This window comes from Mycobacterium kyogaense (assembly GCF_036946525.1).
Lineage (GTDB): Bacteria > Actinomycetota > Actinomycetes > Mycobacteriales > Mycobacteriaceae > Mycobacterium > Mycobacterium kyogaense_A.
Map to the genome: position 1 here is coordinate 102,950 of NZ_JAQIIY010000012.1, position 19,367 is coordinate 122,316.

13 protein-coding genes and 2 pseudogenes are annotated in these 19,367 nt (G+C 68.7%); 7 read left to right on the forward strand and 8 right to left on the reverse strand.

Translation table 11 applies throughout. From position 1 onward, the window contains the following. The first annotated feature begins 54 nt into the window (after positions 1–54). The 3 genes and pseudogenes from PGN37_RS10980 (at position 55) to PGN37_RS10990 (ending at position 4,110) form a co-directional block, all read left to right on the forward strand. On the forward strand, positions 55–738 hold the full coding sequence (locus PGN37_RS10980; RefSeq protein WP_335331059.1) for a TVP38/TMEM64 family protein: 684 nt from the start codon (positions 55–57) through the stop codon (positions 736–738). Continuing rightward, positions 738–3,075 (forward strand): annotated as a pseudogene (locus PGN37_RS10985) (AAA family ATPase). The gene PGN37_RS10980 and the pseudogene PGN37_RS10985 overlap by 1 nt, the downstream one beginning before the upstream one ends. 11 nt (positions 3,076–3,086) lie before the next feature. Next, positions 3,087–4,110: pseudogene (locus PGN37_RS10990) on the forward strand (threonine aldolase family protein). A 102-nt stretch (positions 4,111–4,212) separates the two neighbouring features. Here the strand turns inward: PGN37_RS10990 and PGN37_RS10995 are convergent. Then, the gene (locus tag PGN37_RS10995) at positions 4,213–5,100 is read right to left on the reverse strand and encodes an Lrp/AsnC family transcriptional regulator (protein ID WP_335331060.1); all 888 of its coding nucleotides are present in this window, start codon (positions 5,098–5,100) and stop codon (positions 4,213–4,215) included. A gap of 185 nt (positions 5,101–5,285) precedes the next feature. On the opposite strand from PGN37_RS10995, the gene PGN37_RS11000 reads away from it, so the two are divergent. After that, positions 5,286–6,809, forward strand: coding sequence for a purine-cytosine permease family protein (locus tag PGN37_RS11000; RefSeq protein ID WP_335331061.1), 1,524 nt, complete (start codon positions 5,286–5,288; stop codon positions 6,807–6,809). Between the two features lie 3 nt (positions 6,810–6,812). Further along, entirely contained in the window at positions 6,813–7,760 is a 948-nt protein-coding gene (speB, locus tag PGN37_RS11005) for an agmatinase (RefSeq protein ID WP_335331062.1), read from the forward strand. A 12-nt stretch (positions 7,761–7,772) separates the two neighbouring features. Here speB and PGN37_RS11010 read toward each other — a convergent pair whose 3' ends face one another. Then, positions 7,773–8,702 (reverse strand): GGDEF domain-containing protein, encoded by a 930-nt coding sequence (locus PGN37_RS11010; protein ID WP_335331063.1) that lies wholly within the window; start codon positions 8,700–8,702, stop codon positions 7,773–7,775. Positions 8,703–8,973: 271 nt separating this feature from the next. Here PGN37_RS11010 and PGN37_RS11015 point away from each other — a divergent pair, with 271 nt between their 5' ends. Next, positions 8,974–10,275, forward strand: coding sequence for a DEAD/DEAH box helicase (locus tag PGN37_RS11015; RefSeq protein WP_335331064.1), 1,302 nt, complete (start codon positions 8,974–8,976; stop codon positions 10,273–10,275). On the opposite strand, the gene PGN37_RS11020 is transcribed toward PGN37_RS11015, so the two are convergent. Further along, positions 10,272–10,946, reverse strand: a complete 675-nt coding sequence (locus PGN37_RS11020; protein WP_335331065.1) for a DUF6766 family protein — start codon at positions 10,944–10,946, stop codon at positions 10,272–10,274. The genes PGN37_RS11015 and PGN37_RS11020 overlap by 4 nt on opposite strands. Before the next feature lie 63 nt (positions 10,947–11,009). Here PGN37_RS11020 and PGN37_RS11025 point away from each other — a divergent pair, with 63 nt between their 5' ends. Continuing rightward, positions 11,010–12,155: an NAD(P)/FAD-dependent oxidoreductase gene (locus PGN37_RS11025; RefSeq protein ID WP_335331066.1), complete on the forward strand. Its 1,146-nt coding sequence runs from the start codon at positions 11,010–11,012 to the stop codon at positions 12,153–12,155. Positions 12,156–12,172: 17 nt separating this feature from the next. Here the strand turns inward: PGN37_RS11025 and PGN37_RS11030 are convergent, their stop codons facing one another. The 5 genes from PGN37_RS11030 to fdh form a co-directional block, all read right to left on the reverse strand. Next, positions 12,173–12,715: a YceI family protein gene (locus PGN37_RS11030; RefSeq protein ID WP_335331067.1), complete on the reverse strand. Its 543-nt coding sequence runs from the start codon at positions 12,713–12,715 to the stop codon at positions 12,173–12,175. Between the two features lie 52 nt (positions 12,716–12,767). After that, positions 12,768–14,030 carry an IS30 family transposase gene (locus tag PGN37_RS11035; RefSeq protein WP_335331068.1) on the reverse strand — a complete coding sequence of 421 codons (1,263 nt, stop codon included), beginning with the start codon at positions 14,028–14,030 and terminating at the stop codon, positions 12,768–12,770. Positions 14,031–14,118: 88 nt separating this feature from the next. Continuing rightward, complete coding sequence (gene nrfD, locus PGN37_RS11040) at positions 14,119–15,123, reverse strand: NrfD/PsrC family molybdoenzyme membrane anchor subunit (RefSeq protein ID WP_335331069.1); 1,005 nt, start codon at positions 15,121–15,123, stop codon at positions 14,119–14,121. Further along, positions 15,123–16,022 (reverse strand): 4Fe-4S dicluster domain-containing protein, encoded by a 900-nt coding sequence (locus PGN37_RS11045; RefSeq protein ID WP_335331070.1) that lies wholly within the window; start codon positions 16,020–16,022, stop codon positions 15,123–15,125. Before PGN37_RS11045 ends, nrfD begins: the two co-directional genes overlap by 1 nt. Further along, positions 16,019–19,285, reverse strand: coding sequence for a formate dehydrogenase (gene fdh / locus PGN37_RS11050; RefSeq protein WP_335331071.1), 3,267 nt, complete (start codon positions 19,283–19,285; stop codon positions 16,019–16,021). The genes PGN37_RS11045 and fdh overlap by 4 nt, the downstream gene beginning before the upstream one ends. Positions 19,286–19,367 lie beyond the last annotated feature (82 nt).

The window sequence follows — 19,367 nt, forward strand, 5'->3', positions numbered from 1 at the left end:
CGGCGTCGCAGTCACCCTGCCAACTTAACGGGCTACGGCAGGATGGCTCTCGGCATGGTTGACCCCGAAGACACTCCCGAGACGTCGCGACGCCGCCACATCGTGCGGCTCGCGCTGTTCGTCGCGGTCTTGGGCGTGTTGTTCTACCTGACCGCGATCCGTCAGGTCATCGACGTCGCCGAGGTGCGCTCGTTCATCGAGTCCGCCGGCCCGATGGCGCCCCTGGTCTACGTAGCGGTGTCCTCGGTCCTGGGTGCTGTGCTGGTGCCCGGCCCGCTGCTGGCCGCCGGCAGCGGCTTCCTGTTCGGCCCCGTGCTCGGCACGTTCGTCACCCTCGGCGCCACGGTGGGCTCGGCGGTGCTGACGTCCGTAGCGGGACGGCGCGCGGGCCGGGAGAGCGCTCACGCGCTGCTGGGGCCGGAGCGCTCCGCGAAAGTCGACGCGCTGATCCGCCGCGGCGGGCTGTGGGCTGTTGTCGGCCAGCGCTTCGTGCCGGGCATCAACGATGCGCTGGCGTCCTACACGTTCGGTGCGTTCGGCGTGCCGGTGTGGCAGATGGCGGCCGGAGCGGTGATCGGCTCGGCGCCCAAGGCGTTCGCCTACACGGCGCTGGGTTCGACCTTCGGCTCGTTCTCCGCCCCGCTGCTGATCACCGCGATCGTCGTGTGGTGCCTGACGGCCGGCGCAGGGGCGTACGCCGCGCATCGCGGCTGGCGGGCCTGGCGGTCCAAGCCGTGATCGTCCTGACCGACGAGTTCCGCCACGCGCTCGACCGGCTCGCGGCCGGCGGGAACGTGTTCCTTACCGGTAAGGCCGGCACCGGCAAGTCGACGCTGATCCGCCGGTTCCTGGCCGACACCGATCGCAGCGTCGTGGTGGTGGCGCCGACGGGTATCGCCGCGCTGAACGTCGACGGGTACACCATCCACCGGCTGTTCGGTTTCCGGGCGACGACGACGCTGGCCGACGTGCGCGGGGGCGACTACCGGCCCGGCCGGTTCACCAAGACGTTGGCGTCGTTGCAGACGTTGATCGTCGACGAGGCGTCGATGGTGCGGGCCGACATCTTCGACATGATCGCCGCGGCGCTGTCCCGGTTCGGTCCCGCGCCGGGCACCCCGTTCGGTGGCGTGCAGATCGTGCTGGTCGGTGACCTGTATCAGCTGCCGCCGGTGGTCAGCGAGCACGAAACCGGTTACTTCAGTTCCACATACGAGACGCCGTACTTCTTCTCGGCTGAGTCGTTCCGCCGCGAGGATTTCCCGACGGTCTCGCTGACCACGGTGTTCCGCCAGCTCGGCGATGACCGAATGACGGCCATTCTCAACGAGATCCGCGAGGGTGTGCTGCTGGGCCACGCCCAGCAGCAGCTCAACGCCCGCGCCGACAAGGACTTCGTCCCGCCCGACGACGAGTTCTGGCTGACGCTTGCCCCCACCAATCGTCTGGTGACTGCTCGCAACCGGCAGCAGCTCGAGCGGCTGACCGGTGACGAGTTCGTCCATCAGGCAAAGATGTCCGGCGATCTGAGCCTGTTCGATCCACCGGTCGAGGAGACGCTGCGGTTCAAGGTGGGCGCGCAGATCATGATGCTCAACAACGACCAGGCCGATCGCTGGGTCAACGGCAGCATCGGTCGCGTGGTCGGCGTCGGCTACGACCGCTACGGCGCCGTGGTCGAGGTCGAGTTCCCGGACGGCTCGTGCGTCGATGTGGCCCCGTTCAGCTGGGAGGCCACCCGGCCGGTGCTCGACGGCGGGACGCTGAGCCGCGAGGTGATCGGCTCCTACACGCAGCTGCCGTTCAAGCTGGCGTGGGCGATCACGATCCACAAGAGCCAGGGGCAGACGCTGGACCGCGTGGTCGTCGATCTGACCGGCGGCATGTTCTCCACCGGGCAGCTGTACGTGGCGCTGAGTCGCTGCACCACACTGTCCGGCCTGGTGCTGAAAAGGCCTGTGCTGCCGAAGGACCTGAAGACCGACCGGCGGATCGCGCGGTTCCTGCGGGGCGGCGACGACGGCGCAGGGCCGCGCCGGTTCTGCGCGTTCGGGATGCTGACGGTGGGTGACGAGGGCCGGATGTCGCGGCCGCGGCCGGTGGAGCTCGCGGTCGCGTTCGACGACGGCACGGCGGTGTCGACGCTGATCAACCCGCAGCGTGATCTGGCCGATGCGCGCACGGCGTACGGCATCTCGGTCGCCGACGTACTGCTGGCCCCCACACTGCGCGAGGCGTGGGCGGTGATCGGGCCGATGCTCGCGGGCTTCACTCCGGTGGGGCCCGGGGTCGACGAGCAGCTGGGCTTGATCGACTTCGAGCTCAAGCGGCTCGGCTACGTCACCGCGATGCCGTTGGGCGTCGACCTACGGGGTGCGCGCGTCACGGGACGCACTGCGCTGGAGTGGGCGCAGGCCGCGATGCAGGCCCACCGTGACGTCGAGATCACCGACGGGTCGACGGCGTTCGACGAGCCCGACGCGGTCGAGTCCGCGGGTCTGCTGATCAGCCGGGACCCGTCGGCGCCGACTCCGGCGGCCGACCATCTGCCGGGGCTCTCGGCGCTGCTGCGGATCAGCCGCGACGTCGGGGCGGTGCTGCTGGGTGCGCAGCCGTCGCCGGGCGCCGGGTCCTCGTGGGCCGCCACGTGGGAGTCGGCGGCGCGACAGACGGTGGCCGACCAGCTGCGCCGCGCCGCCTCCGAGGTGCGCCTGCCGGCCGACGTCCGCGCGCGCCTGCACGCCACGTCCGATCTGCTCGGGGTCGACCTCCTCGCGGACCTCGCCGACGACGCCGACGAGCCCGACATCGGCGCCGTTCTCGCGGCGGGAACGCGCATCTGTTTCACCGGGACCGCCCAGGATTCGGCAGGGCGCATCGTCGAGCGCCCGGAGATGGAGGCGCTCGCGGCGGCTGCCGGATTGGTGCCGGTCAAGACGGTCTCGAAGACACGCTGCGACGTGCTGGTCACCGCGGAGGCGGGGTACGCAGTCGGGCAAGGCGCGCAAGGCCGCCGAGTACGGCAAGCCGGTGTTCGACGCCGAGGAGTTCTTCGCCTGGCTCGCCGCGCGCTGAGCAGGGGCACAATGGCGAGCGTGCCTGTCTCCGCTGCCTTCGCGTCCGACAACGCCGCACCCGCACACCCCGCGGTCCTCGACGCGCTGGTCCGTACCAACACCGGACCCGCGCCGTCCTACGGCGACGATGCCGTCACCGCGCAGGCGGCCGCCGCGCTGCGGGAGGCGTTCGACTCCCCGGGTGCCGAGGTGCTCTACGCCTACACCGGCACGGCGGCCAACATCATCGCGCTCACGTCGGCGGTGCAGCCGTGGCACGAGATTCTCTGCAGCGACATCGCGCACGTGCTGATCGACGAGGCAGGCGGACCGGTGCGGCTCTCGGGTGCGCAGCTGACGTGGCTGCCCAGCGCGGACGGCATCATCGCGACCGACGAACTGGATCGCCGTGTGAGCAGCCGCGACCCGGTGCACCATTCGCAGCCACGCATCGTCACGATCACGCAGTCGACCGAGAACGGACGCGTCTGGTCGGCGCCGGCCATCAAGGGCTTCGTCGATCACGCCCACGATCTCGGCTTACTCGTCCACGTCGACGGCGCCCGCGTGGCCAATGCCATTGCCAGCCAGCAGGTGTCACCGATCGACGCGGTCGGTGACGCCGACATCGTGTCTGTGGGGCGGTACCAAGAACGGTCTGCTGTTCGGCGATGCGATCCTGGTTCGCCGGCCCGAGCACTTCCCCGGAATCAGCTTCGTGCAGAAGCAAATCGGCCATCTGGCGAGCAAGCACCGCTATGTGGCGGCACAGTTCCTGGCGCTGCTCTCCGACGATCTGTGGCTGCGCAGCGCTGCTCACGCCAACGCGATGGCGAGCGCGCTCGGTGCCGGTCTCGAGGGTCTCGGTCTCACCCTCGCCTCCCCGGTCGAGGCGAACGAGGTGTTCGTGCGGCTCGATCCAGCTGCGGCAGAACTGCTCTCGCGTCACTATCAGGTACACCAGCCCGATCTCGGGGAACCGGTGTGGCGGCTGGTGTGTTCGTGGGCGACGACGGCCGAGGAGGTCGACGACGTGCTGGCCGCGCTCCGCTGACGCGTACCTCTCGTCGGCCCACCCCGAGCGACTATGTCGGCGGATACCGAGCCCACCTCACCAACCACCGACACTGTCGCTGACTGTGGGCCGCGCCGACATTCACTCCGGAAATCCCGACGCGTAGTTCTCCTTGACCACGTCGAGGTGCACCCAGCTCTCGACGGCGGTGACACCGGCCAGACCCCTGATGTCGTCGACGACGTCCACCAGCTGAGCCGCCGAAAAGGCCCGCACCGTGGCGAGCACGTCGCACCGCCCCAGTACCCGCGCGACGAAGATCGCCGCGGGCATCGCGCGCAGCGCGGCGACCACCGGCTCGGGCGCCCCGGCCAGCCGGATTCCCAGACCCAGGGCGCTCTGCCGGTCCTGCCCCGAATGCCGCACCACGGCACCGACGCGCACGACGTTGTTCGCCACCAGCCGCACCACCCGACGGCGCGCACCGGCCGCCGAGAGACCGACAGCCGCAGCGAGCTCGACATAGGAGGAGCGACCGTCGTCCTGTAGCGCACGCAGCAGGCGGCGGTCCACGTCGTCGACCGTGACACCGACCTCCCCGACCGGGCCGATCACGTCGCGCACCACCTCCACGTAGGACAGCGTGTCCACGCCGAGCACCCCGGTCAGCGTCCGCACCTCCCCGATCGCGCGGTCGATGTCAGCCATCGAATCTGCCCGGAACTCGGCGACGATCCCGTGCGGCCCGCTCGTCAACGACAGGAATGCGACATCGCTGCGGGCGGCCAGCTCACGCGCGATCGGCGCAGCCCGACGCGACACCACGATGCCGAGGTGAGCGAGCGCGCCGCGGCCGAGCACCGCGGGATGCACGACGCCCCGGACCACGACCTGACCCGTGCTGAGCAGTCGGTGCACCCGGGTCGCGGCCGCCGACCGGGACAGGCCGACCGCCGCAGCGATCTCGAGATGGGTCAGCCGGCCGTCCTGTTCGAGCAGGCCGACAATCGCGCCGTCAATCTCGTCCACGAATTTTCCGCCTCACCCCGCGACCATATCGTGCGCATGACGGGTCCAATTATGTCATCAATGACGGTTGTGACGTGCCTGAACGGCACTTCACGATGCAAGTCGGCCGCGAAACGATCGAAGCGATTGCGCAGCACCAGGAGTGGTCTTAGCGTTACCCCGATCACATCCCCCAGGAGCCACTCATGACGTCGACTGCCGCCACCGGCCGCACCGCTCCACCGAAGGCCACCGAGGTCGAGGTCCACGGCGTCGAGCCCATTCCCGACACGGAGCGCACCGCCGGGCCCCTCGACCTGTTCCGATTGATCTTCGGCGGCGCGAACACCATCGCCACCGTGGTCCTGGGCACCTTCCCGATCATCTTCGGCTTGTCGTTCCGCGACGCCGTGCTCGCGACGCTGGCCGGCCTGCTGCTGGGGGCGGCGATCCTCGCGCCGATGTCGCTGTTCGGCCCGCGGAACGGCACCAATAACGCGGTGTCCTCGTCGGCGCACCTGGGCGTGCACGGCCGGGTGGTCGGTTCGTTCCTGTCCCTGCTAACAGCGGTCGCGTTCTTCTCGATTTCGGTGTGGACCTCGGGAGACGTGCTCGTCGGCGGCGCCAACCGCGCAATGGGATTGCCGGACAACGACATCGCCGTCGGCGTGGCCTACGGCGTGTTCGCGCTCCTGGTGCTCGTCGTCTGCATCTACGGATTCCGATTCATGCTGCTGGTCAACAAGATCGCCGTGGTCGCCGCCACCCTGCTGTTCCTGGCCGGCATCTTCGCCTTCGGCGGTGTCTTCGACCCCAGCTACGCGGGCACACTGACTACGGGCGACCCCCTGTACTGGCCGTCGTTCGTCGGCGCCGCGCTGATCGTGATGTCGAATCCGGTGAGTTTCGGTGCGTTCCTGGGCGACTGGGCCCGCTACATCCCGCGCGACACCCCGTCCTGGAAACCGATGCTCGCGGCCTTCGGCGCGCAGATCGCCACGCTCGTGCCGTTCTTCTTCGGACTCGTGACCGCGACCGTCGTGGCCACCACCGCACCGGAATTCATCGACGGCGGCGACTACGTCGGCGGCCTGCTCGCCGTCTCACCGGGGTGGTACTTCGTCCCGGTGTGTCTGATCGCGCTGATCGGCGGCATGTCGACGGGCACCACCGCGCTCTACGGCACCGGTCTGGACTTCTCGAGTGTGTTTCCCCGCTTCAGCCGGGTACAGGCCACCGTGTTCATCGGCACACTGGCGATCGTGTTCATCTTCGTCGGACGCTTCGCCTTCAACGTGGTGCAGAGCATCTCGACGTTCGCGGTGCTGATCGTGACGTGCACGGCGCCGTGGATGGTGGTGATGATGCTGGGCTGGTTCACCCGTCGCGGGTGGTACGACTCGGATGCACTGCAGGTGTTCAACCGACGTCAGCGGGGCGGCCGCTACTGGTTCAGCCACGGCTGGAACTGGCGGGGCCTGGGCGCCTGGCTGATCGCGGCGGCGCTGTCGATCTGCTTCGTCAACCTGCCCGGCCAGTTCGTCGGACCGCTCGGCGATCTCGCCGCCGGCGTGGATCTGAGCATCCCCGTCGGTCTCGGCCTGGCCGCGGTGCTGTATCCGCTTGCGCTGCGGCTCTTTCCGGAGCCTGCCGACGTGTTCGGCCCCGAAGGACCCCGGCTGGTGCCCGCGGGGCCCGCCGCCAACATCCCTATCGTCTCGGAGGATTGAGCCATGCCTGTCGGACCCGTCGACGCGTCTGTCACCCCCCGCTTTGCCGGACCGGCCACGTTCGCGAAAGTGCCCCGCCTGGACCAGGTGACGCGCGCGGACATCGTCGTCGCCGGTGTGCCGTTCGATTCCGGGGTGTCCTACCGCCCCGGCGCTCGCTTCGGCCCCACCTACGTGCGTGAGGCGTCGCGCCTGCTGCGGCCGTATCACCCGGCGATGGACGTGTCGCCGTTCGACCTCGTGCAGGTCGCCGACGCCGGAGACATCTCGGCCAACCCGTTCAACATCGGCGAGGCGATCGAGACCATCGAAGGTGCCGCGGCTCAGCTCACGGCTGACAACACCAAGCTGGTGACCATCGGTGGCGACCACACCATCGCACTGCCGCTGCTGCGCGCCGCCGCGGCGACGCACGGGCCCGTCGCCCTCGTGCACTTCGACGCCCACCTCGACACGTGGGACACCTATTTCGGGGCGGCGTACACCCACGGCACACCGTTCCGCCGCGCCGTCGAGGAGGGCATCCTCGACACCGAGGCGCTGTGCCACGTGGGCACCCGCGGCCCGCTGTACGGGAAGAAGGACCTCGAGGACGACCGCCGCTTCGGCTTCGGGATCGTCACGTCGGCCGACGTGTACTACCAGGGGGTGCGGGAGGTCATCGATCGGCTGCGCACCCGGGTGGGCACGCGCCCGGTGTACGTGTCGATCGACATCGACGTCCTCGACCCCAGCCACGCACCCGGTACCGGCACCCCGGAGGCCGGTGGGATCACCAGCCGCGAGCTGCTGGAGATCCTGCGCGGCTTCCGCGGGCTGAACCTGGTGGGTGCTGACGTCGTGGAGGTCGCACCTGCCTACGACCACGCCGAGATGACCGGGGTGGCAGCCGCGCACGTGGCCTACGACCTGGTATCGCTGATGGCGCTGGGGGCGGCGGGCCAGGACTAATGCGGGCCGGGACTAAGCCGCGCCCTTGCGCTGTCGTTTGACGCGATAGAGCTCGCGGTCCGCGCGAGCCATCAGCGCCTCGAGGGTGCGTTGGTCGACGGGCTGCCCGACGGCGGTGCCGGCGCTGACCCTCACCGGTCCGGCGGTGGCCAGCTTCTGAGCCAGATCCCTCGCGCGCTCTTCGTCGTGCCCGGCGAGTACCACAGTGAATTCGTCGCCACCCAAACGCCCGAGGACGGCCCGATCGGGCAGTGCCTGACCCCAGTCATGTACGAGCTGCGCCAGCACCCGGTCACCGGCAGCATGGCCCGCGCGGTCGTTGAGCACCTTGAAGTCGTCGACGTCGAGTGCGATGACCGCCAGCAGCTCCGCACGGCGCCCCGCCCGGGACATCAGCTCCGCCGCCCGCCGCTCCAGACCGGTACGGTTCCACGCGCCGGTCAGCGGGTCGCGCAGTGCCGCGTCGTACAGCGCGGCGAGCAGCACTCCGACGATCTCGGCCCCAGCGACGATGCACACGGCGAACATGCCGTACCACTGGGCGGGCACGTCAGCAGGCGCCACTGCCAGCGCCACACCCGCCGCGACGGCGATGGCCGTCGCCACCATTCGGGCGGTGGCGGGCCGGTGCCACGCCCGGACGTAAATCGCGCTGAACATCAACGGGACCACCGCCCAGACCTGCGCAGCGTCCACGTCGTGGAAGAGCATGGCCGCCACGGGCACTGCGCACAGGCACGCCACCGCGACCACATAGCGCACGAAGCCCAGCGGGGCCCGGGCCGCTGCCGCGAGCCCCACCACGCTCAGGGCGACCGAAAGGATCTCGCCACGTGCAGAATCCATGTCCCACGCGCTCACGACGGAGAAAAGGTAGAGAACGAGGAGCACGCCGAGATAGCCCAGCAGCATGCGGCGCTGCAGACTCGCGGCGAAGTCCATGCCCATCCCCCTTTCCGCGTCCATCCTGTCCCATGAGGTAGAGTGGTGGCACGTCGGCCGGTTCAAAACCAGGCCGATGCGTCGTGAAACGCTCGTCATCGACTGTGGCGCCGGCATCCCGCCAGGCCGCCCCGCCCGATGGCCCGTGGACCTACACAGCTCGTGTCACGGCGATCGATGGTGCCCACCGGCACTCTCGCCACCCTGTGTTCAGGACCGCGCCCGACGTTGCGCCGGCTCGGCACACCAATGCCTGAAAGGCACTCGAAAGTTGAACAGCGACAAGACCTTCGCCGATCTCGGCGTGTCCCAACCCCTGATCGACGCGCTCACCGCGCGTGGGATCACCTCCCCGTTCCCCATCCAGCAGGAGACGCTGCCCGACACCCTGGGCGGCCGCGACGTGCTCGGCCGCGGCAAGACCGGCAGCGGTAAGACGCTGGCGTTCTCCCTGCCCCTGGTCAGCCGCCTCGCCGGCGGCAAGCGCCGCCCGTCGCATCCGACGGGCCTCGTGCTGGCGCCGACGCGGGAACTGGCCACTCAGATCTCGGCCACCCTCGCGCCGCTCGCCGCTGTGAACAACCTCACGGTCACCACCATCTTCGGTGGCGTCTCACAGCACCGGCAGGTGCAGGCGCTGCGCGCCGGCGTCGACATCGTGGTGGCCTGCCCGGGCCGGCTCGAAGACCTCATGAAGCAGAAGCTGGTCAGCCTCGACAGCGTGGCCGTCACCGTCATCGACGAGGCCGACCACATGGCCGATCTCGGCTTCCTGCCCGGAGTCACCCGCATCCTGGCCGCCACCCCGGCCGGCGGTCAGCGGCTGCTGTTCTCCGCGACGTTGGACAACGGCGTCGACAAGCTGGTCAAGCGCTTCCTGCGCAACGAGGTGCTGCATTCGGTCGACACCCCCGAATCGCATGTGCCGGCGATGACACACCACGTCTTCCATGTCGCCGGACCGCAGGACAAGAAGGAACTGGTGCACCGGCTGGCGTCGGGCACCGGGCGCCGAATCCTGTTCATGCGCACCAAGCATCACGCCCGCAAGATGGCCAAGCAGCTCACTGATGCGGGTATTCCGTCAGTTGACCTGCACGGCAACCTGTCTCAGCCGGCACGCGATCGCAACCTGGCGGCCTTCAGCTCCGGCGAGGTCCGCGTGCTGGTCGCCACCGACATCGCCGCCCGTGGCGTGCACGTCGACGACATCGAACTCGTCGTGCACATCGATCCGCCGGCCGAGCACAAGGCGTATCTGCACCGATCCGGCCGGACCGCCCGCGCCGGCAGCGCAGGCGACGTCGTGACGGTCGTTCTGCCCGAACAGCGCAGGGAGACACAGGCTCTGCTGCGGCGCGCCGGCATTCAGGTGGCTCCTCAGCAGGTGACCGCCAGCTCCGAGGCCGTGCAGAAGGTGGCCGGTGAGGTCGCGCCGTACCGGGCCCCGGTCGAGCGTGTGGTCGCGAACTCGCGTCCGTCGGCTCCGGCCGCGCCGCGGCGCTCGCCGGGTTCTGCCCGTCGACGGTCCCGCCGTCCCGCGGCGTCCGGGGGCCGGTCGCACCAGCGCTAAGCGCTCGTGTCGCGGTGCGGGTCGGCGACCGGTTTGGATTCCGCCGACCCGCGCTCGCGAAGAAAGACGGACAGACCGACGATCGCGGCGACGGCGACGAATTCGCTCTGCCAGTTCTGCATCGACTCGAACCAGAACTGGGACGTGGTGAGATAGCGCCAGACGGAGATGGCGGCCTCGCCGTGCTGGAGCGCTTCGTCGTTGTACGCCGCGACGCCGCCCACGGCGTGCAGCGCCCATGACGCGAAGAACAGCACGAAGAACGCGATCGCCAGCGAGTGCTCGTACACCGTCAGCACCGCGCCGCCGTGCCGCACCGGCCACGGCGTCTTCGGTGTGACCGGCACCGTGTGCGGATCGCGGTCCTGCGGCGCGTCCGTGTCGATCGGTTTGGATTCCGACGACCCTCGCTGAAAGAGGAATGCGGTGAGGACGACGTACATGCCCATCTGCAAGAACTCCGACTCCCAGTTCTCGAATGTGGCCTCGACGAAGTCCCCGGTGCGCAGGTAACCGATCACCGAAACCGTATCGGCCGAACCATGTTCGCGCGCTTGCTCGTTGTGCGCAGCGGTGCCGGAAACCACCATGCCGGCGAAGAAGATCACGAACAGACCCAGGCAGGCCAAGAGCAGACCGTTGTTGCGCCACACGCGCCGTAGGTGCCGCATGACGTCAGTATCGCGCAATCTCTCGAGCGTGTGGGACGGTCTGCGGCGGGGTATCGCCCGCTCATGACCGATCCTGGCTTGCTCGTCCTCGGCAGCGGACCGGCGGGTCTCGGCGCCGCCGAGGCCTACCGCGAGCGTCGCCCCGACAGTCCGATCCGCATCCTGACCGCCGACGGCAGGCATCCGTACAGCCGTCCGCCGCTGAGCAAGGAGTTCCTGCGCGGCGAGAGCGACGACGTCGAGATGCACCCGCAGCAATGGTTCGACGAGCACGCCGTCGAGGTGATCCATGACGCGACGGTGGAGCAGATCGATGTCGACGAGCACGTCGTCGTCGCCAACGGACAGCGATACCCCTACAGCGCACTGGTTTTCGCCTGCGGCGCGAGTCCGGTGCCGCTTCCGGTGCCCGGCGGAGAACATGCCCTGCAGCTCCGCTCGCTCGATGACGCCGAGACGTTGCGCGCCGCCGTGGGCGACGCGACGTCGGCGGTCGTGATCGGCGCGGGCTTCATCGGCTGCGAAGCCGCGGCGTCGATGGCGATGCGGGGGTTGTCGGTCACGCTGGTCGCCCCCGATCCGGCGCCGCAGGCCAAGCGTCTCGGCGACGAAGCCGGGCAGCGCCTGCGGCAGTTGGTCGAGAGGACCGGGGCACGCTACGTCGGCGGCGTGGAGGTGGCGTCGCTGGACGGCACGTCGGTTCACCTCGACAACGGCGACGTACTGACAGCCGACGTCGTGCTGGCGGCGACCGGGGTCAAGCCCAACAGCGCGCTGGCCGAATCCGCGGGCCTGGCTGTCGAAGACGGCCGCATCGTGGTGGACGAACACATGCGCACCAGCGCCGCTGATGTCTACGCGGCCGGCGATGTCGCGATGGCGGTCAATGCGAGCGCGGGCCGTGCGTTACCGGTCGAACACTGGCAGGACGCGGCCGATCAGGGTGAGGCCGCCGGGGCGTCGGCAGCCGGTGACGCCGACGCGACGTGGTCCGCGGTCCCGGGCTTCTGGACGACGATCGGCGAGGCCGACGTGAAGTACCACGCCTGGGGCGATGGGTACGACGACAGCCGCTTCGTCGAGCACGACGACGGCTTCACCGTCTGGTACACCGCCGACGGTGCCACTGTGGGGGTGCTCACCTACAACGCCGACGACGACTACGACCGCGGCGAGGAGCTCATCACGCAGCGCAAACCCGCGCCGTAGATCGCGCACACTCGGCGTCAGTCCTTCGGGTACTCCGCGCGGAACGACACGGTGACAGGATCGGCGACTTTCACGGCGCCCATCATCAGCGAGTACGGCGTGAGATCGAAGTCTTCATGGCTGACCGCGGCGTCGCACGTCATGCGCCACGCCGAGCCTAGATCGTGGACGCGAAGGTCCACCGATCGCTGCTGTGTCTTGCCGTGGATCTCGAGGGTGCCGTTGAGCTGGTAGCCGCCGTCGATGGCGGTGACGATCTGGTCGGCCGAGAACCGGATCTGCGGAAAGCGCTTGGCGTCCAACGTCTTCACGGCATTCGAGCGGGCGAGTGACTTCTCCACGCCGGACAGGCCTTTGACACCGCCCTCGCCGCGCAGCACCTGCAGCGAGTCGACGTCGACGGTCAGTTCCACGCTGGACGGCTGATCGCCGGACCAGGTCACCGTCGCCTGCCACGCCGTCATCGCGAGCACCAGCCGGTGCCCCATCGCGGCGGCAGGGCCGGTGACGCCGGTGGTCACCAGCAGCTCGCCGTGTGAAGAGTCCAGCGACCAGGCCATCACCCGAACCTACCCCGACCGTGCAACGCCATCCGCGACACGCCGCTTGAGTTCAAGGGGTCGATGCAACAGTTGGCGGTTGTGACAGTAGTTCGTTGAGGGCTTCGGCTGGGGTTTTCCAGTTGAGGGTTTTGCGGGGTCGGCCGTTGAGTTCGGCGGCGACGTTGTCGAGGTAGCCAGGTCCCCACAGCGATAAGTCGGTGCTTTTGGAGAAGTACTGGCGCAGAAGCCCGTTGGTGTTCTCGTTGGTGCCGCGTTGCCATGGCGAGTGTGGATCGCAGAAGTAGATGTCGAGATCGGCGGCCGCTGCGATCGCTGCGTGGTTGGCCATTTCGCTGCCCTGGTCCCAGGTCAGGGAGCGGCGCAAGTGTTCGGGCAGCTCGCTCATTTTCTCGACGATCGCGTTCTGCACGCTCAGTGCGGTGTGATCGTCGGGCAGGTGCAACAGCATGACGAACCGGGTGCTGCGCTCGACGAGGGTGCCGATCGCCGAGGCTGAGGCCGTCGACCCCAAAATCAGATCGCCCTCCCAGTGCCCGGGCACCGCCCGGTCGGCGACCTCGGCGGGACGCTGGCTGATGTTGACCATGCCGGGGATACGACCACGACGCGCTCCTGCGGGGCGCTGAGGATGGCGGATCGCGCGCTTCGTGCGCAGGCAGCGGTGCAGCTCTTGGCGTAGCGATCCACGCCCTTGTACGTAGATGGCCTGGTAGATGGCCTCGTGTGACACCCACATCTCCGGATCGTCGGGGAAATCGCTGCGCAACCGCCGCGCGATCTGTTGAGGGCTGTGGTGGCGCTCCAGTCGAGTCTGCACCTCTTGGCGCAGGGTGTCATCGCAGGCCAGTCGGCGCTGCTTGGGCCGGCGGGTGCGTTCGGCCGAGCGGTCATGAGCAGCCGTGGCCAGGTAGCGCACCGACGAGGGTTTACCGCTTTGGCGGGCACCGAAGGCGTGTTTGCGTCGGTAACCCGATTTGCGGCCCGTGTGGCGGTTCCGCAGCTCGCTGTTGTTATCGATTTCGCGTTTGATCGTCGAGGCTGGCCGGCCCAATCGTCGACCGATGGATCGCAACGACTCACCCGTGCACACGCCTACCTGAATTTCGATGCGATCGTCCAGTGTCAGCCGCGGACGCGGACCACTCGATTTCGGCTTGGGCTTAGCTGGTTTCACGCCACCAGCCTCACGGAACCACCGCTGTCCACAGCCCTCTGACACACCGACAGCCACCCCGGCTTCAGCCGGGAACAGACCAGCCCGGACATACTCCCAGAACGCCGGCATCCGCGACCGCAACGGCACTCGACCCATCGCAACACTCCTCGATCACAGGGGGTGTTGCATCGACCGCTTGAAACCGCCCCGCGAAGGGCGTATCAGGGTGCACACTCGCGGCAACCTACGCCTCCTGCCGCGTCAATCTCTCCCGCTGAGGCACCACGACGTATTTCGGGTCCTGTGTCGATGCCACACCCGCCTCGAAGACACCGAAGCGTTGCAACGCGCTGCCTGCCAGGAGCGCTGCGCCCGAGGCAGCGACGGCCCAGCGCCGACGACCGGAGACGACGGCGCCCACAGCACCGCCGACGGTGAGGACTTCCGACGCCTGGCGCAACCGGTGCGGTCGGCCGGTGGTGTAGGCCTCGCCGACCAACCCGAGCTTGCGTTCCATGGTGCGCGACGCCGCCACTTCCAGGACCGCCCCCGCGACCGCCATCCGCCGCGCGGGTCCGCTCTCCGACACCGGGGCCGCCAGCATGCCCAGGCCGGCCCCGCTCGCAGCGGCCGAGCCGGTGAACACGAACGGCAGGTACGGGTGCGCCTCATTCCACGCCGGAACCGCCGTCTGCGACAACAGCACTGCGGTGTAGGACGCCACCCCGGGGGCAGCCGCAGCAGCCTCCAGGCCCGCGGGCCGCGCCGCCCAGATCAGCAGACGGCCCAGAAGCGAGCGCCGTAGCCGCGACGGCACCAGCTCAGCCACGGCGGCCAGTCCGGCACCCGGGCCGTATGCGCCGAGAATCCACGTCCCGATACTCATCGGCGAACTCGGCTTGGCCACCCGCAGCATGTGGTGGAACCGCTCGGGCCGGCCCAGGTCCGCGATCAGGAGGTACATGCTGGCCAGCAGGCTGGCCAGCGCCCCGAGGCGCGACACCCGCCGCAGCTGCGTGCGGCCCGTCAGGTCGGCGCCGGCGGCAAGCAGCGCCGAGCCCGCCGAGAGGCCGCCGCTGAACAGGTACGCGGCGATCATCCAGTTCCACGCCGGCGTCTTGAGGATCTGCCTGCCGTAGTAGGAGCGGAACTCGGCCGTCGGCACCGCCATGTCCTCGCGCCCGCCGCGGCGGTGCCGCGTGTGGGCGTTGCGGTCCGACGCGTCTGTGTCGCTGAGCTTCTCGCGCATCAGGTCCGCTTCCCGACGAATGCCGACACCGCAATCCCGACGAGGGCCGAGGCGGCCATGCCTGCGTAGCGCCACATGGCCCCCGCGTCACGGGTGGGCACCACCGGGTCGGGCGGCAGCCCGTACACCTCGGGTTCGTCCAGAAGCAAGAAGAACGCCCCGTCCCCGCCCACGCCGTCATCGGGTGATTCGCCGTAGAGCCGCGCCTCGGTGATGCCGCGCTCGTGCAGCGCCTCGAGGCGTTGAGCGGCCCGCTCCCGCAGTTCGTCGAGCACGCCGAACTGGATGGAGTCGGTTGGGCAGGCCTTGGCGCAGGCTGGTTCGAGACCGTCGTGCAGGCGGTCGTAGCACAGCGTGCACTTCCACGCTCGGCCGTCACCTTCTCGCCGCTCGATCACGCCGTAGGGGCAACCCGAAACGCAGTAGCCGCAGCCGTTGCAGATGTCCTGCTGCACAACGACGGTCGAGTACTCGGTGCGAAACAGCGCCCCGGTCGGGCAGACGTCCAGGCAGCCGGCGTGCGTGCAGTGCTTGCAGACGTCCGACGCCATCAACCACCGGAAGTCGGGAAGCTCGCCCACCATCTCGACGGCCTTCTGCGTGACCTCGGGCATGCCCAGATCGACCGGTGCTCTACCGGGCTGCTCGATGAACGCCACGTGCCGCCACGAGTTCGCGCCCAGATTTCCGGTGTTGTCGAATGACATTCCGAGCAGGTTGAACCCGTCGCCCTCACCGGAGACGGGCACCTCGTTCCACTCCTTGCACGCCACCTCGCATGCCTTGCAGCCGATGCACACCGAGGTGTCGGTGAAGAAGCCGACCCGCGGCGGGTGCTCGTCGTAGCCCGCGTCGCCCGCCGGATCGGGCAGCGGGCCGTAGAAGCTGTTGCCACTCATGGCGTTTCCTCCGTGTGATCGGGCGACACCTGCGTCGTGTCCAGGTCGGTTCCGGTGGCCTTGGTTATCCCGGCCCGCTCGCGATACCCCGCCAGATACTCGAGCAGCGCAGGTCCTCGCGGTCGCCGCCCCGGCCGGATGTCGCACGTCGAAACCTTGCTCTCCTGGATGAACACGTTCGGATCGGCCACCACCCCCAGGAGGTCGTTGACCACGTCACCGTCGATCAGCCCGGAGCCACCCCAGTGATACGGCATCCAGACCTGATGCACCACATGATCATCCACGCGCAGCGGTCGCATGCGCTCGGTGACGAACACCCGGGCATCGGCAGCCGCACGGCTGGTCACCACATGCGCCCACTCCATGTGCGTCAGCCCGCGCTCGGCCGCCAGCGCCGCCGAGACCTCGACGAACAGCGCGGGCTGCAGCTCTGCCAGATACGGGAGCTGACGACTCATGCCGCCCGCCGTGTGGTGTTCGGTCAGCCGCGCTGCGGTGAACACGAACGGGAACACGTCACCGTGCGCGTCAGGCCACGACGGGTTCGACGGATTGTCCTCGCGCCCATACACTTTGCGTGCTGGATTGCCCTGCTGCAGGTACAGCGGGTTGCGCACCGGCGATTCATGCGGCTCGTAGTGGGTGGGCAGCGGGCCGTCGAGCACCCCGTTGGGCGCGAACAGCCAGCCCTTGCCGTCGGCCTGCATGACGAACGGGTCGTCACCGCGCAACGCCGCGACGCCCACCGCGTCCGGGGACGGTCGATAGCCGGGCGGCTTGTTCTTCTCGAAATCCGGTGTGTCGTAACCCGTCCACTCGCCGGCGGACGCGTCCCACCAGACCAACTTCTTGCGCTCGCTCCAGGGCCGGCCGGCGGGATCGGCGGACGCCCGGTTGTACAGCACCCGGCGATTCAACGGCCAGGTCCATCCCCATTCGTTGTCGTAGGGGCCCTGTTCGGTGTGTGGTTTGCGCCGGGCGGCCTGGTTCACCTCGTCGGCGTACACCCCGCTGTAGATCCAGCAGCCGCTCATCGTCGAACCGTCAGCCTTCAGCTCGGTGTAGCCGCTGACGGCGCGGTTCGTCGTCAGGTCGACGCCGCTGATGCGTCGCAGCACGTCCTCCCCGGAGGGTTCGTCGCCGTCCATCCTGTAGTCCCACGAGAGGTCGAGAATCGGACGGTCGCGCTCATCGGTTGAGCCGGCCAGCTTTTCGCGCAGGATGCGGCCGAGGTGGTAGAAGAACCACAGCTCGGAGCGGGCGTCGCCCGGCGGCTCGACCGCCTTCTCCCGCCACTGCAGCATGCGCTGGGTCTGGGTGAAGGTGCCTGCCTTTTCGACGTGCGACGCCGCGGGAAACAGGAACACCTCGGTGCGGCACGTCTCGGGCGAGATTTCGCCGGTCTCGATCTCCGGCCCGTCCTTCCAGAACGTGGCGCTCTCGATCTCGACGAGGTCGCGCACCACCAGCCAGTCCAGGTTCGCCATGCCGAGGCGCTGCAGCTTGCCGTGCGCGGAGCCGACGGCCGGGTTCTGCCCGAGCAGGAAGTAGCCGAACACCTTGCCGTCCACCATGTCCATCACGGTGCGGTAGGTGCCGTGGTCACCATTGATGCGCGGCATGTAGTCGAAGCAGAAGTCGTTGTCCGGTGTCGCCGCGTCGCCCCAGTACTCCTTGAGCAGCGACACCATGTACGAATCAGCGTTGTGCCAGAAGCCTTTCTGGTTGCGGCTGGTGATGGCGTCGACGTAGTCGGTCAGTGTCTCCTGCCCGGCTCGCGGCATCGCGAGGTAGCCCGGCAGCAGGTTGAACAGCGTCGGCACGTCGGTGGAGCCTTGGATGCTGGCGTGGCCGCGCAGCGCGAACACGCCACCGCCGGGTCGGCCGATGTTGCCCAGCAGCAGCTGGATGATCGCTCCGGCGCGGATGTACTGCGCGCCGAGCGTGTGCTGCGTCCAGCCGACGCTGTAGACCAGGGCGGCGGTCTTCTCGCGCCCCGACGCCGATGTCCACTGGCGTGCGACGTCGAGGAATTGGGCGGCCGGTACCCCCCGCACACCCCGCTCCACCATCTCGGGGGTGTAGCGCGCGTAGTGCCGCTTCAGGATCTGATAGACGCAGCGCGGGTCCTGCAGCGTCGGGTCGGACGGGATGTCGGCGGCGCCCTGCACGGGAGCCCCGCCGGAGCCCTGCTGATCGGGTGATGCGTGCTCCTTGGCATCCGACCCGCCGCCCTCGGCTTCGGTGTTCTGGTACTGCCACGTCTCCGGGTCGTAGGACGCCGTCGCCTCGTCGTAGCCGGAGAACAGACCGTCGAGGTCCTCGGCGTCCTGATAGCCCTCGTCGACCAGGAATGACGCGTTGGTGTACGCGGTGACGTACTCCCGGAAGTCGAGCTCGTTGGTCAGGATGTAGTTGATCACCCCGCCGAGGAAGGCGATGTCGCTACCGGCGCGCAGCGGCACGTGCCGGTCGGCCAGCGCGCTGGTGCGGGTGAACCGCGGGTCGATGTGGATGACGTTGACCCCGCGGGCTTTGGCCTCCATCACCCACTGGAAGCCGACCGGATGGGCCTCGGCCATGTTGGAACCCATGATGACGATGAAGTCGGAATTGACGAGATCCTGCTGATAGTCCGTCGCCCCGCCGCGACCGAAGGAGGCCCCCAGACCGGGAACCGTGGCGCTGTGTCAAATACGCGCCTGGTTCTCGATCTGCAGGGCGCCCAGCGCGGTGAACAGCTTTTTGATCAGGTAGTTCTCTTCGTTGTCGAGCGTGGCGCCACCGAGGCTGGCCAGCCCCATCGTGCGGCGCAGCGTGTTGCGGTCGGCGTCGAACTGCTGCCAGCCCTTCTCGCGGGCGTCGAGCACCCGGTCGGCGACCATCTCCATCGCAGTCTCGAGATCGAGGTCCTGCCATTCGGTGGCGTACGGCGCGCGGTAGCGGATCGTGGTCAGACGCTGCGGCCCGGTCACCAGTTGCTTGCTGGCAGAGCCTTTCGGGCACAGCCGGCCGCGCGAGATCGGGCTGTCGGGGTTGCCCTCGATCTGGACGACCTTCTCGTCTTTGACGTACACCTTCTGCGCGCAGCCGACGGCGCAGAAGGGACACACCGAGTGTGCGACGTGATCGGCTTCAGCGGTGCGCGGGGTGAGGGTCAGCGAACGCCCGGACTGGGCGGCGTAACCGCGGCCGAGCTTGTCGTCGCCGGTGAGTTGCCGGTACAGGGGCCACGATTCGAACAGCTTCTTCAGATCCACTCACCGCCTCCTCTGCCCTGCGACATCACCGATCCAACCGCCGGTTGTTCTCATTGGCAAGGCAGGGGCTACCCGGTGAACT

Excerpts from the sequence above, each read along its gene's own strand:
- PGN37_RS11025 (WP_335331066.1), top strand. The coding sequence starts at position 11,010 with ATGACCGATCCTGGCTTGCTCGTCCTCGGCAGCGGACCGGCGGGTCTC.
- PGN37_RS11035 (WP_335331068.1), bottom strand. The coding sequence starts at position 14,030 with ATGGGTCGAGTGCCGTTGCGGTCGCGGATGCCGGCGTTCTGGGAGTAT.
- PGN37_RS11045 (WP_335331070.1), bottom strand. The coding sequence starts at position 16,022 with ATGAGTGGCAACAGCTTCTACGGCCCGCTGCCCGATCCGGCGGGCGAC.
- PGN37_RS11010 (WP_335331063.1), bottom strand. The coding sequence starts at position 8,702 with ATGGACTTCGCCGCGAGTCTGCAGCGCCGCATGCTGCTGGGCTATCTC.
- PGN37_RS11030 (WP_335331067.1), bottom strand. The coding sequence starts at position 12,715 with ATGGCCTGGTCGCTGGACTCTTCACACGGCGAGCTGCTGGTGACCACC.
- PGN37_RS11000 (WP_335331061.1), top strand. The coding sequence starts at position 5,286 with ATGACGTCGACTGCCGCCACCGGCCGCACCGCTCCACCGAAGGCCACC.
- speB (WP_335331062.1), top strand. The coding sequence starts at position 6,813 with ATGCCTGTCGGACCCGTCGACGCGTCTGTCACCCCCCGCTTTGCCGGA.
- nrfD (WP_335331069.1), bottom strand. The coding sequence starts at position 15,123 with ATGCGCGAGAAGCTCAGCGACACAGACGCGTCGGACCGCAACGCCCAC.
- PGN37_RS11020 (WP_335331065.1), bottom strand. The coding sequence starts at position 10,946 with ATGCGGCACCTACGGCGCGTGTGGCGCAACAACGGTCTGCTCTTGGCC.
- PGN37_RS10980 (WP_335331059.1), top strand. The coding sequence starts at position 55 with ATGGTTGACCCCGAAGACACTCCCGAGACGTCGCGACGCCGCCACATC.